We start from the raw sequence: 12019 nt of genomic DNA, 5'->3' as shown, positions 1-12019 counted from the left end.
TGCGCGCCGGCGGCGGGAGCGCCCAGCAAGGCGCCCGCGGTCAGCACGAGGGAACCGAGGGCGGCGGTGACATGAGTCTTCATGTGATCTCCAGGATCGCGTGGCTGTGACCTGCCGGATGTGTCAGCCCCGCCCTCTCCGGACGGCCCGCCCAGGACACCGGCAACGTCCTGGACGACTACCGGATCCGCCGCTAGTGCAGGCCGTCGATGCAGCCGCCGGTGCGGTAACAGGTCTGTCCCTTGAGGTAGTTCAGGTTTTCGTCAGTCATGTAGACCCAGATTCTGTCGGCCCCACCGACGACGTTCGCGGAAAGGGCGAAGTCCGCCGGTCCGGATCGATTGCACCAAGTGCTGCTGCTCTTGAAGTCCAGTGAGGTGCTACCGGCGAACGCCCGCGCGTAGACCCGCCGGCAATTGCTGGCCTTGAACGACGCGTCGATGCCGACCGACCGGTTGGACCAGCTGGCCGTGCCCTTGTAGTAGCTCGCCCCGTACTCGATCGAGATGGTGGCGGCAGCGGCGCCGACGGCGGTGGCGGGTGTTGCCGCGAAAGCCATCCCGGCAATCGACGCGGCTGCGGTCACGGCCACGCCGACCTTCCTCGTGCGGCTCTTGACCTTCGATGCGTCCTTCAACCTCACCATGACAACCACTCCCAGGGTTCGTCGAGTTCCGGATGCGCAACCTCACCGCCATACGGAGGCGACCGCCTCAGATCGGGCAGTGAACGTTGCTGCCGTTGTTCGGCAACACGACTCCACCACGCGGGGACCACACGCCGGAAAGCATTTGAGCCCGTTCAAATCCATCGCGACGACTGCTAGCGTCGGGGCGGTGCTGACCCTGCGTGTAGACGCCAATACAGTGTCCAGGACCCGGTTGGCGCCTTCCCCTGCTGCGGAATCCATGGCGTGGCTGCAACTCACCGCCGCGTCGGGACGGCACCCGGTCTTCGGGGATCCCGGACCACGCGCCCGAGCCTCACTCGCCCATCCCGACGTTGCCTTGCTCGTTGACCTGTTACCGCAAAACGGCGACACCTACAGACCTGACCTGCTCACCCCTCAGCCGGGAACGGACGCACAGCGCCACGACCTGATCGACGAGCAGATCGCGCACATCGAGGCCGTAGCGCAGGACGACCTCGAAACCCAGGTCTTCACCCACACCCGGACCCACTGGAACAGGCCGCTGCTGCCCACCACCCGTCGGATCGCGGAGTCGGGGCAGATGCAGCGCCATCTCGCCAACGGTCTCGCCCGGTTCTGGCGTGACACCTTGTCCGAGGGCTGGCCCGAACTGCGCTCGATCATCCAACAGGACATCGCCCACCGCGCGGCAGCCATCGCCACCCACGGCGTCGGCCGGACGCTCGGAGCACTCCACCCCGACATGGCCTGGGCAGGCGACGCGATCACCCTGGCCAAGCCGTGGGAGGCGGAAATCGATGTCGCAGGCAGGGACCTGGTCCTCACCCCCAGCGTGCTCAGCCGGTCCGCCGTCGTCATCCAGGTCGACACCCCCGGGCAGTTCGTCTTCTACTACCCCGCCCAGCGGATCGGAGCCGACCGGGATCGCAGGTCCGGAAAGATCGCGCAAGTGGTCGGCAACGCCCGAGCGGCCTTGCTGGCGGACCTCGAAACCGCCCGGTCCACCGCGGAACTCGCCGCCCGAACCGGATACACCCCGGGCACCGTCTCCTACCACCTCAGCGCCCTGCACCGCGCACGTCTCGTCACCAAGGTCAGAGACGGGCGCTACGTGTTGTACCAGCGGACCGCGCATGCGGCAGGACTCCTGGAAGAAGCCCACTGCGGTACTCGACGTTCCTCGCTCTGACGGTTACCCCCCGCTGATCAAGGAGTTCGCCCGGCTGGATGCTGACGCAGGGCAAGTAACCGCTCACACAGGGGAGTTGAAGCGGCAGAGATCGAGTGTGTTACGCATACGCAATCCCGGGGGCGGGACAAGAGCCCTGGCCGGTGGCAGGATGCACCGCAGCTTGCGCAGCACACAGCGCTGTTGATCTCGCTCGCGCCCTGGTTCGAGCCTGCCCTGGAGGTCCTGTGTCCGCTCGTCCCCCGAAGTTTGTTCGTTCCCCGGTAACTGCCGTAGCCCTGACCGCAGTCGCCGGCCTGCTGATGACAGGCTGCACCAGCACCAAGTCCGACAGCGACGGCGACAAGGGCGCCTCGGGGATCAAGCTCGTCTCCTCCGGCAAGATCAAGACCTGCACGCATCTGCCCTATCCGCCGTTCCAGTCGAAGAAGGACGGCAAGATCGTCGGGTTCGACGTGGATCTGGTCGACCTGGTCGCCAAGGAACTGGGGGTCGAGCAGGAGATCGTCAACACCCCCTTCGAAGGCATCGAAACCGGCCAGGACTTCAACATCCGCAAGTGCGACCTGGCCGCCGCGGGCATGACGATCACCGACGAGCGCGACAAGGTCATGGACTTCTCGGACCCCTACTTCAACGCCACCCAGGCGCTGATCACCAAGAAGGGGCAGCCCTACAAGACCTTCGAGGATCTCAAGGGAAAGAAGCTCGGCTACCAGAAGGCCACCACCGGCGGCATCTACGCCAAGAAGGAGAGTAAGGGCCTCGACATGGAGCTCGTGGAGTACGAGGACGTCGGCTTGCTGCTCACGGCGGTCAAGGCCGGCAAAGTCGACGCGGGCATCAACGACAACGGCGTGCTCTTCGAATACATCAAGGACAACCCGGACACCGAGGTGACCGCGGAGTTCGACACCGGTGAGAAGTACGGAATCGGCTTCCGCACGGGCAACGACTCACTGCGCAAGAAGGTCAACGCAGTCCTCAAGGAAGCCCGAAGCGACGGAAGTTACGACAAGATCTACAAGAAGTGGTTCGGCACCACTCCGCAGAGCTGACCTCGAGCATTCAAACGGCTGACCAGAGGAGTTCTGCACGTATGTCCATGTCCCGACGGCGGCGGGCACGGCTGTTCCGCGGCGTCCAGTACGCCGTGCTGCTCATCGCCATAGCCGTGTTCGCGCTGGTGGCCGACTGGGGGACACTGCGCCAGGCGTTCTTCGACGTGGAGATCGCCAAGGCGCTGTTCCCCGAGGTGATCACCACCGCGCTGGTCAACACCGCCTACTACACGCTGCTCGGTTTCGGCTTCGGCCTGGGGCTCGGCGTCGTCCTTGCGCTGATGCGGCTGTCCACGGTGCCTCCGTACCGCTGGCTCGCGATCGCCTACATCGAGTTCTTCCGCGGCATTCCCTCCCTCCTTGTGTTCATCGCGCTCGGCTTCGGTGTGCCGCTGGCCTTCGAGGTCGCGCTCGACATGGACATCACGGTGATGCTGTCCCTGGGCCTGGTGGGCGCCGCCTATATGGCCGAGACGATCCGCGCGGGCATCCTGGCGGTGCCCAAGGGGCAGACGGAGGCGGCCCGTTCGCTGGGCATGTCACCGGGGCGTGCGATGGTGTCGATCGTGATGCCGCAGGCGTTCCGGATCGTGCTGCCGCCGCTGACCAACGAGCTGATCCTGCTCACCAAGGACTCCTCACTGGTGTATCTGCTCGGCCTCTCGCTCGGCCAGTTCGAGCTGGCCAACTTCGGCCGGGACGCGCTGAACGAGCACAAGAGCCTGACCCCGATCCTGATCGCCGGACTGTTGTATCTCGTCATCACCCTCCCGCTCGGCCATCTGGTGCGGCGGCTCGAGGCCCGTACGGCGAAAGCCAGGTGAGCACCATGAAGTTGGACAAGGCACCCGACGCGCCCGCACCTTCGGGCCAGGCGATCGAGGTGCGCGAGCTGCGCAAGTCGTTCGGCGATCTGGAGGTGCTCAAGGGCATCGACCTCACGGTGGGGCGCGGTGACGTGGTCTGTGTCATCGGCCCTTCGGGCTCCGGCAAGTCGACCCTGCTGCGCTGCGTCAATCTTCTGGAAGAGCCCACGTCGGGCACGGTGACGGTGGCCGGTACGGAGGTCACGGACCCCGATGTGGACATCGATCGCGTACGCCGTCGGATCGGCATGGTCTTCCAGTCCTTCAACCTCTTCCCGCACCTCACGGCGCTGGAGAACCTGACCATCGCGCAGCGCCGTGTGCTGCGGCGCGGCAAGGAGGAGGCCGAGCGCATCGCGCGGGCCAACCTCGCGCGGGTGGGCCTCGTCGGCAAGGAGCGGTCCTATCCTGCGCAGCTCTCCGGCGGCCAGCAGCAGCGGGTCGCGATCGCTCGGGCGCTGTCCATGGATCCCGAGTTGATGCTCTTCGACGAGCCGACCTCCGCGCTCGACCCCGAACTGGTCGGGGACGTACTCGCGGTGATGCGCTCGCTCGCCCAGGAGGGGATGACGATGCTGGTCGTCACCCATGAGATGAGCTTCGCGCGCGAGGTCGCCGACCGGGTGGTCTTCATGGACGACGGAGTGATCGTCGAGGAGGGCACGGCCGAACGTGTGGTGGGCGACCCGCAGCACGAGCGGACCCGGACGTTCCTGGCGCGCGTGCTCGATCCTGCGGCGGCGGAGGTGGGCGAGGTCCCGGACACAGGACCTCACGAGAAGCGCGTGGACCGCTGACCTGCACGGATATCAAGTTCGGCGGGGCTGTCGGACACATTTCCCCGCGTCCTCGGGAAGCGGGGCCTTGGGCGTCGGGGAAAGCCTTCGAGTCAAAGGCGCGCCGATGTACAGTGAGGAACGCCCTTGACCTGCAGAAAGCAGGCAGGGAGCCGTCTTCTAGGAGACCAAAAAATGCTGCGTACCATGTTCAAGTCCAAGATCCACCGTGCCACGGTGACCCAGGCGGACCTGCACTACGTGGGCTCCGTCACCATCGACGCCGATCTTCTCGACGCGGCCGACCTGTTGCCCGGCGAGCTCGTGCACATCGTCGACATCACCAACGGCGCCCGCCTGGAGACGTACACCATCGAGGGCGAACGCGGCAGCGGCGTCATCGGCATCAACGGGGCGGCCGCGCACCTCGTGCACCCCGGCGACAAGGTGATCATCATCAGCTACGCCCAGGTCGACGACGCCGAGGCCCGCACCCTGCGGCCCAAGGTCGTGCACGTCGACGGCGTCGACGGCGCGGTCAACCGCATCGTGGCCCTCGGTGACGACGCGGCCGCGCCGGTGCCGGGCGCCGAAGACATGGCCCGCAGCCCGCAGGCCGCGCCTGCCCTCCAGGAGAGCCGATGAGCACGAAGTCGGACCCGGCCGCATGGTGACCGCCACGCTCGCCCTGCTGCACACCTCGCCCGTGCACGTCCCCGTCTTCGAGGGGCTGCGGGACCAGGACCACCCGGGGTTCGCGCTGCGGCACCTCGTGCACGAGGACCTGCTCGCGCGGGCCCGCGCCGAGGGACCCGACGCGGTGGCCGACGACGTCCAGGAACTGCTGGTGCGGGCCGTCGCCGAAGGGGCCGACCTCGTGCTCTGCACCTGCTCGACGATCGGCGCCGTCACCGAGGCCCGCGCCGCCGCCGTCGGCGTCCCCCTCGTACGCGTCGACCGGCCCATGGCGGCCGCCGCCGTGGCCGCGGGGCGGTCCGTGGCCGTCGTCGCCACCCTGAAGAGCACCCTGGGGCCGACCCGCGCGCTGGTCGAGGAGGAGGCCGCCCGCGCCGGGCGGCCCGTCGATGTCACCGAGGTCCTGGTGGACGGCGCCTGGGAGAGGTTCGAGGCCGGTGACAGGGAAGGTCACGTCCGTCTGATCGTGGATGCCGTCGACGCCCTGCGGGGCGTCGACTCCGTCGTCCTGGCGCAGGCGTCGATGGCGGACGCGGCGGACCGCGCCGCTCTCCCCGTACCGGTCGTCTCCAGCCCGCGCCCCGGTCTGCGCGAGGCCGTTCTCCGGTGTGGTGTCGGCGCCAAGTCGTAGGCTGACAGCGGGAGGTGAGTGACCGCTCGCCTCCCGCGTACTCCTTCGACTCGCACTTCACACACTCAGGCTTCACACTCACGCTTCACGGGAGCGGACATGGCGCAGCAGGACGAAGAGGCCGTGATCAGTCCAACCGGCTGGGTGGGCAAACAGGCCCGCCTGTACGAGGAGTCGGGTGGCACGAAGGGCACCGGGGTGCAGGGCGTCCCCTGCCTCCTGCTCGACTACCGCGGACGGCGCACGGGCCAGTTGCGCCGCACCGTGCTGATCTACGGCCGCGACGGCGACGACTACCTGATCGTGGCCTCGAACGGCGGCGCCGACGAGCACCCCCTGTGGTACCGCAACCTCGTGGATGAGCCCGGCGTACGACTCCGCGTCGGCACCGAGGAGCGATTCGCCGCCCGCGCCGAGACACTGTCGGCCGAGGACAAGGCCAGGGTCTGGCCGAGCCTCGTCGAGCTGTTCCCCCTCTATGCGGACTACCAGGCCAAGACGGATCGGGACATCCCCGTCGTGCGGCTCAGCCGCACCTGAGACCGAGGTCGGACGGCGCGGGGACGCGTGGACTCGGCAGGCGTGGGCACGCGAGGCGGGAGAGAGTGGACACGACCGATCTCCGACCCGACGGAGGAGACATGACCGTCCCGTATCCCGACCCCACGCCGCCCAGCCCCATCCCCGACCCGGGCGGACCCAATCCGATGCCGGACCCCGAGCGCCCCATGCCGGGCCCGGGCCCCGGCCCCGTGCCGCGCCCCACGCCGGACCCGCCGCCGACCCCGCTCCCGCCGCCGGGACCGGAGCCCGAGACCGAGCCCAAGCCGGTCTGACGGCGGAGGGAGACCGACAGGCGCCGGACCTGCCGGACACCGGCAGGTCTCAGGCCTGTACCTCCGAGCGGTCCCCGCCCCACAGGGTGTGGAACGACCCCTCACGGTCCGTACGCCGGTAGGTGTGCGCCCCGAAGAAGTCCCGCTGCCCCTGCGTGAGCGCGGCCGGCAGGCGGTCCGCGCGCAGCGCGTCGTAGTACGCGAGGGCCGCCGAGAAGCCCGGCGTGGGGACACCCTGCCGGGTGGCCGCGACCAGGACCGCGCGCCAGTCGTCCTGGGCCGCACCGATCTCCTGCGCGAACGTCTTGTCCGACAGCAGGCTCGGCAGATCCGCGCGCGCGTCGTACGCGGCGCGGATGCGGTCCAGGAAGGCGGCGCGGATGATGCAGCCGCCGCGCCAGATGGCGGCGACCGCGCCCAGGTCGATGTCCCAGCCGTACTCCTCGCTGCCCGCGGCGACCTCGTGGAAGCCCTGCGTGTACGACACGATCTTCGAGGCGTACAGCGCCTGCTCGACCTGGTCGGCGAAGGCTGCCGCCTCGGCCTCGTCCAGCGGACGAGCGGTGGGACCCGCCAAGTCCTTCGACGCCGCCCGCAGTTCGGAGTGGCCGGAAAGCGACCGGGCGAACACCGCCTCCGCGATCCCCGACACCGGAACGCCCAGATCGAGGGCGATCTGCACCGTCCAGCGGCCGGTGCCCTTCTGCTCGGCCTGATCCTGGACCACGTCCACGAACGGCTCACCCGTCGCGGCGTCCACGTGCTTCAGGACCTCCGCCGTGATCTCGATCAGATAGGAGTCGAGGCGGCCGGTGTTCCAGGTGCGGAAGATGTCCGCGATCCGCGCGGGGGAGTAGCCCGCCACGTCGCGCAGCAGCTGATACGCCTCGGCGATCAGCTGCATGTCCGCGTACTCGATGCCGTTGTGCACCATCTTCACGAAGTGGCCCGCGCCGTCAGGGCCGACGTGGGTGACGCAGGGGGAGCCGTCCTTCGCCTTCGCCGAGATCTTCTCCAGCATCGGGCCGAGCGAGGCGTACGACTCCTCGGAGCCGCCCGGCATGATGCTCGGGCCGAGCAGCGCGCCCTCCTCGCCGCCGGAGACGCCCGTGCCGACGAAGTGGATGTCCTGCTCCCGCAGTTCACGCTCGCGGCGCCGGGTGTCCGCGAAGTGCGCGTTGCCACCGTCAATGATCATGTCGCCCGGCTCCATGAGCGGCGCGAACTCCTTGATGACGGCGTCCGTGGGATCGCCGGCCTTCACCATGATCACCAGGCGCCGGGGGCGTTCGAGCGCCGCCACGAACTCCTTGGCGGTCTCGGTGGCGATGAACTCGCCCTCGTGGCCGAACTCCTCGACCAGTGCGTGCGTCTTGGCCGCCGTGCGGTTGTGCAGGGCGACGGTGTAGCCGTTGCGTGCGAAGTTGCGGGCCAGATTGCGCCCCATGACCGCGAGGCCCGTGACGCCGATCTGGGCTGACGTGCTGCTCATGCCGTGGCTCCTGGAGGTGGAAGTGCCAGTGGTGTTCGCCAGTATTGCCCCGCGGCGTAGCGTGACATTCCGACACTGTGTCCGACGAAGGAGCCGCCCGTGCCCCATTTCGACATGCCGCTCGACGAACTGCGCCGCTACCGGCCCGAGGTGACCGAGCCCGAGGACTTCGACGCGTTCTGGCGGAAGACCCTTTTGGCCGCACGCGAGCATGACCTGGACGCCCGCTTCACTCCCGTCGACGCGCACCTGAGCACGGTCGACGTCTTCGACGTGACGTTCGCCGGGTTCGGCGGCCACCCGGTCAGGGGCTGGCTGATAGTGCCCGCCGGGACGACCGAGCCGCTGCCCACCGTCGTCGAGTACATCGGATACGGCGGCGGCCGCGGTCTCCCGCACGAGCGTCTGCTGTGGTCGGCCGCGGGCTTCGCGCACTTCGTGATGGACACCCGGGGGCAGGGCAGCGGCGGTTCGGCGGGCGACACCCCCGACCCGGTCGGCAGCGGGCCCGCCTACCCCGGCTACATGACGCGCGGCATCGAGGACCCCCACGAGTACTACTACCGGCGCGTCTTCACCGACGGCGTACGGGCGGTCGAGGCGGCCCGCGCGCACCCGCTGGTGGACTCCTCGCGGGTCGCGGCGGTCGGCGGCAGCCAGGGCGGCGGGATCACCCTCGCCGTCGCCGGACTCGTCCCGGATCTGGCGGCGATCGCGGTCGACGTGCCGTTCCTGTGCGACTTCCCGCGCGCCACGACCCTCACCGACCGTCCGCCGTACCGGGAGATCGCGCTCTACATGAAGGCGAAGCGCGGCGTCGAGGAGCGCGTCTTCCGTACGCTCTCCTACTTCGACGGCGTGAACTTCGCGGCCCGGGGCACGGCGCCCGCGCTCTTCTCGGCGGCTCTGGAGGACATGACGTGCCCGCCGTCCACCGTCTTCGCCGCCCACAACGCCTACGCGGGGGCGGAACGTTCGATGGAGGTGTACTCCTTCAACGATCATGAGGGCGGTGGCCCCTACCAGCAGGATGTCCAACTCCAGTGGCTCCCGGAGCACTTGAAGGCCTGACGGGTGGTGCGTTCCCTCGGTCGCGCGCCCTTGTCACGGTTCGGTCGGAACGGCTAACTTGCCGCCTTGTCGTGTGTCCGACGTGACTGTGATCAGTGTGACTGAGGGAGCTCTCATGGCCGTACGCGGTCGGCACCGCCGGTACCAGCCGAACCGGATCAACCGAGCTTCGCTGACCGTCACGGCGGGTGGCGCGGGGATGGCGCTGCCGCTGATCGGCACGGGCACGGCGGAGGCGGCCGACGTCGACACCTGGAACAAGGTCGCCGCCTGCGAGTCCACCAGCAACTGGAGCATCAACACCGGCAACGGCTACTACGGCGGTCTCCAGTTCAAGCAGTCCACCTGGGAGGCGTACGGCGGCACCGCTTACGCCCCGCGCGCCGACCGCGCTACGAAGCACCAGCAGATAGCCGTCGCCGAGAAGGTCCTCAAGGCACAGGGACCACAGGCCTGGCCGGTCTGCTCGGAGCGGGCCGGTCTGACGCGGGGCGGTGACGCGCCCGACATCACGCCGATGAGCGCGCCCAAGAAGGCGGCGCCGAAGGCCCCGCAGCGCCAGGTCAAGGACGTCAAGCCGGAGGTGACCCCGCAGTCCACCGCGGGCCGCGGCCAGATGTACACCGTCGTCCGCGGCGACACGCTCTCCGGGATCGCCGACGAGCGCAGGGTGAGCGGCGGCTGGCGGCAGCTGTACGAGGCCAACCGCTCGACGATCGGCGACGACCCGGACCTGATCACGCCGGGCCAGCGGCTGGCGACGCGGGCCTCGCAGAAGCAGGCCGAGAAGCCCCAGGCCGCGCCGAAGCCGCGTACGCAGCCCAAGCAGCGGGTGGAACCCAAGGCCGAGCCCAAGCCGAAGCCCAGGGCCGAGAAGGCCGAGCCGAAGAAGGCGAAGCCCGCCCAGGCCACGCAGGGCATGTCCGCACCCGTGGCCGCCTCACCCAGCACCCCCTACCGTGCCGCCGGCGGCTCCTGGTCGAAGGGCTATCACACGGGTGTGGACTTCCCCGTCGCCACCGGTACTTCCGTGAAGGCCGTCGCCGCGGGCACGGTCGTGTCGTCCGGCTGGGGCGGCTCGTACGGCTACGAGGTGGTGATCCGGCACGGTGACGGCAAGTACTCCCAGTACGGCCACCTCTCCGCGCTCACCGTGAAGGCCGGGCAGAAGGTGGGTGCGGGGCAGCGCATCGCGCGCTCGGGGTCCACCGGCAACAGCACGGGCCCGCACCTGCACTTCGAGATCCGTACGGGGCCCGGCTTCGGCGCGGACGTCGATCCGCTGGCGTATCTGCGGGCCGGCGGCGTCCGGATCTGACGCGTCCGCCGCACGTGAACGACCGAAGCCCCTGGGGATTACCCAGGGGCTTCAGGATGCGCGCGAGGCCGCCCTGCGGGCCTCAGGAACCGATGCGTTCACGGCCGTGGCCATGGCGGAACAGCACCCGCCGGTGCGGTCCGGCCGCGGGCTGGGAGGGCAGCGCGGGCAGTTCGTGCGCCCGCTCGTCGGGCCGCTTCTCGTGAGCCACGGCGTCCGCCGCGACAGGTCCGCCCTTGGCCACCTGGACCGTCGAGGCGGCGGCACCCTGCGCCGCGCCGATCCGCTCCGTGGTCAGCAGGATCAGACCGCCGGCCGCGACGACCCCGAAGCCCAGGGCGACGGCTGTGCCCGCCGAGCCGTAGCGGAACGATTCGCCGAAGAGTGTGAGGCCCACCGCGGCCGCCACGACGGGGTTCACGACCGTCACGGTCGACAGCGGGGCCGCGAGGCCCGCGCCGCGGTAGGAGGCCTGCGAGATCAGGACACCGGCACCGGCCAGGACGGCGATCACGGCGAGGCTCGGCACCTGCCGCGTCAGCGAGACGCCCGCGTCCAGGTCCACCGCGACCGTCTTGGTGAACACCGAGGCGATGCCGAAGGCGACGCCCGCCGCGCTGGCGAGCAGCACACTGCGCACCACCGGATGACGGTGCACCGCGTGCGCCACGACCATGAGCGCCACCACGGCGCCCGCGGTCATCAGCGCCACCATGACCCGCTCGGTGCCGTCCAGGGACTGCACGTCCGCCGACTGCGTCAGCGACAGCAGACCGGCCAGACCCACGGTCGCCATGATCGCCCCGCGCCACGCGGTGGCCCCCGCCTTGCGGCGCACGAAGAGGGCGGCCATCGGCAGCGCGAAGACGATGGTGAGGGCGCCGAGCGGCTGCACCAGGCTCAGCGGCCCGTACGCGAGCGCCACCACGTGCAGCAGCGCACCCAGGCCGTTCAGCGCGATGGCGACCCACCAGGCGCCGCGGCGCAGCGGAGCGTACCGCCGCTCCGGCGTGCTGACGGCGACGCGCTCCTGCAAAATGGCCCCGCCCGCATACGCCACGGCGGAGACGAGGGAGAGCAGCACGGCGAGCGTGAGGGCACTCATGAGGTGCTCCACGGCTTGCGGTGCGCCCTGTGGTGGGCCCGGGGCGTCCGGCGCGGCGAACGGTCGGCTTCCATACCCACCACGATCTCGCGAATTTCGCTCCACGTCGTCGTACCTCAGCAGGCATTGGGTCCTACTGCCGATGGAGTACGACCAGAGAGATGTCCTCCCCCGGGTGGGTTACGCGTCGGTTCGGTGGATCATCTGAAATCTCGAAAATTCTTGCGCCCGCGCCCCGTCCAACGCCCCCGTACGAGCCCCTGGGCACGCCGTGGGCGCGTCGGCACACCGCTTCCGGACCGCTGCCCACACGGGCCGCTCCCATC

At 69.5% G+C, this 12019-nt stretch carries 13 protein-coding genes; 10 read left to right on the top strand and 3 right to left on the bottom strand.

Translation table 11 applies throughout. The features are described from left to right. Positions 1 to 193 precede the first annotated feature (193 nt). Complete coding sequence (locus ACWGIH_RS39080; protein ID WP_453449033.1) at positions 194 to 646, bottom strand: hypothetical protein; 453 nt, start codon at positions 644 to 646, stop codon at positions 194 to 196. 262 nt (positions 647 to 908) lie between these two features. Between ACWGIH_RS39080 and ACWGIH_RS39075 the strand changes: the two genes are divergently transcribed. The 8 genes from ACWGIH_RS39075 (at position 909) to ACWGIH_RS39040 (ending at position 6707) form a co-directional block, all read left to right on the top strand. After that, positions 909 to 1841, top strand: coding sequence for a helix-turn-helix domain-containing protein (locus ACWGIH_RS39075; protein WP_453449032.1), 933 nt, complete (start codon positions 909 to 911; stop codon positions 1839 to 1841). Between the two features lie 302 nt (positions 1842 to 2143). Beyond that, positions 2144 to 2899, top strand: coding sequence for an ABC transporter substrate-binding protein (locus tag ACWGIH_RS39070; RefSeq protein WP_453449031.1), 756 nt, complete (start codon positions 2144 to 2146; stop codon positions 2897 to 2899). A 41-nt stretch (positions 2900 to 2940) separates the two neighbouring features. Next, positions 2941 to 3726, top strand: coding sequence for an amino acid ABC transporter permease (locus ACWGIH_RS39065; protein WP_453449030.1), 786 nt, complete (start codon positions 2941 to 2943; stop codon positions 3724 to 3726). A 5-nt stretch (positions 3727 to 3731) separates the two neighbouring features. Then, positions 3732 to 4565, top strand: a complete 834-nt coding sequence (locus ACWGIH_RS39060; RefSeq protein ID WP_453449029.1) for an amino acid ABC transporter ATP-binding protein — start codon at positions 3732 to 3734, stop codon at positions 4563 to 4565. Between the two features lie 174 nt (positions 4566 to 4739). Next, positions 4740 to 5189: an aspartate 1-decarboxylase gene (gene panD / locus ACWGIH_RS39055; RefSeq protein ID WP_453449028.1), complete on the top strand. Its 450-nt coding sequence runs from the start codon at positions 4740 to 4742 to the stop codon at positions 5187 to 5189. Positions 5190 to 5211: 22 nt separating this feature from the next. Continuing rightward, positions 5212 to 5871: an aspartate/glutamate racemase family protein gene (locus ACWGIH_RS39050; protein ID WP_453449027.1), complete on the top strand. Its 660-nt coding sequence runs from the start codon at positions 5212 to 5214 to the stop codon at positions 5869 to 5871. 99 nt (positions 5872 to 5970) lie between these two features. Next, positions 5971 to 6411: a nitroreductase family deazaflavin-dependent oxidoreductase gene (locus ACWGIH_RS39045; RefSeq protein WP_453449026.1), complete on the top strand. Its 441-nt coding sequence runs from the start codon at positions 5971 to 5973 to the stop codon at positions 6409 to 6411. A gap of 101 nt (positions 6412 to 6512) precedes the next feature. Beyond that, a complete protein-coding gene (locus ACWGIH_RS39040) occupies positions 6513 to 6707 on the top strand; it encodes a hypothetical protein (RefSeq protein ID WP_453449025.1) in 195 nt (64 codons plus the stop codon). A gap of 49 nt (positions 6708 to 6756) precedes the next feature. On the opposite strand, the gene gndA is transcribed toward ACWGIH_RS39040, so the two are convergent. Then, positions 6757 to 8199, bottom strand: a complete 1443-nt coding sequence (gene gndA / locus ACWGIH_RS39035) for an NADP-dependent phosphogluconate dehydrogenase (RefSeq protein ID WP_453449024.1) — start codon at positions 8197 to 8199, stop codon at positions 6757 to 6759. A gap of 99 nt (positions 8200 to 8298) precedes the next feature. Here gndA and ACWGIH_RS39030 point away from each other — a divergent pair, with 99 nt between their 5' ends. Further along, positions 8299 to 9270 (top strand): acetylxylan esterase, encoded by a 972-nt coding sequence (locus ACWGIH_RS39030; protein WP_453449023.1) that lies wholly within the window; start codon positions 8299 to 8301, stop codon positions 9268 to 9270. Between the two features lie 115 nt (positions 9271 to 9385). Continuing rightward, the gene (locus tag ACWGIH_RS39025) at positions 9386 to 10588 is read left to right on the top strand and encodes a transglycosylase family protein (protein WP_453449022.1); all 1203 of its coding nucleotides are present in this window, start codon (positions 9386 to 9388) and stop codon (positions 10586 to 10588) included. 82 nt (positions 10589 to 10670) lie between these two features. On the opposite strand, the gene ACWGIH_RS39020 is transcribed toward ACWGIH_RS39025, so the two are convergent. Continuing rightward, a complete protein-coding gene (locus tag ACWGIH_RS39020; protein ID WP_453449021.1) occupies positions 10671 to 11693 on the bottom strand; it encodes a DMT family transporter in 1023 nt (340 codons plus the stop codon). Positions 11694 to 12019: the final 326 nt, after the last annotated feature.

The organism is Streptomyces sp. NPDC054872 (genome assembly GCF_053610705.1).
This window is presented reverse-complemented; position numbering and strand designations above follow the sequence as displayed.

Coding starts and splice junctions, on each gene's coding strand:
- panD (WP_453449028.1), top strand. CDS start 4,740: ATGCTGCGTACCATGTTCAAGTCCAAGATCCACCGTGCCACGGTGACC.
- gndA (WP_453449024.1), bottom strand. CDS start 8,199: ATGAGCAGCACGTCAGCCCAGATCGGCGTCACGGGCCTCGCGGTCATG.
- ACWGIH_RS39065 (WP_453449030.1), top strand. CDS start 2,941: ATGTCCATGTCCCGACGGCGGCGGGCACGGCTGTTCCGCGGCGTCCAG.
- ACWGIH_RS39025 (WP_453449022.1), top strand. CDS start 9,386: ATGGCCGTACGCGGTCGGCACCGCCGGTACCAGCCGAACCGGATCAAC.
- ACWGIH_RS39060 (WP_453449029.1), top strand. CDS start 3,732: ATGAAGTTGGACAAGGCACCCGACGCGCCCGCACCTTCGGGCCAGGCG.
- ACWGIH_RS39020 (WP_453449021.1), bottom strand. CDS start 11,693: ATGAGTGCCCTCACGCTCGCCGTGCTGCTCTCCCTCGTCTCCGCCGTG.
- ACWGIH_RS39075 (WP_453449032.1), top strand. CDS start 909: ATGGCGTGGCTGCAACTCACCGCCGCGTCGGGACGGCACCCGGTCTTC.
- ACWGIH_RS39040 (WP_453449025.1), top strand. CDS start 6,513: ATGACCGTCCCGTATCCCGACCCCACGCCGCCCAGCCCCATCCCCGAC.
- ACWGIH_RS39070 (WP_453449031.1), top strand. CDS start 2,144: ATGACAGGCTGCACCAGCACCAAGTCCGACAGCGACGGCGACAAGGGC.
- ACWGIH_RS39080 (WP_453449033.1), bottom strand. CDS start 646: ATGGTGAGGTTGAAGGACGCATCGAAGGTCAAGAGCCGCACGAGGAAG.
- ACWGIH_RS39045 (WP_453449026.1), top strand. CDS start 5,971: ATGGCGCAGCAGGACGAAGAGGCCGTGATCAGTCCAACCGGCTGGGTG.
- ACWGIH_RS39050 (WP_453449027.1), top strand. CDS start 5,212: ATGGTGACCGCCACGCTCGCCCTGCTGCACACCTCGCCCGTGCACGTC.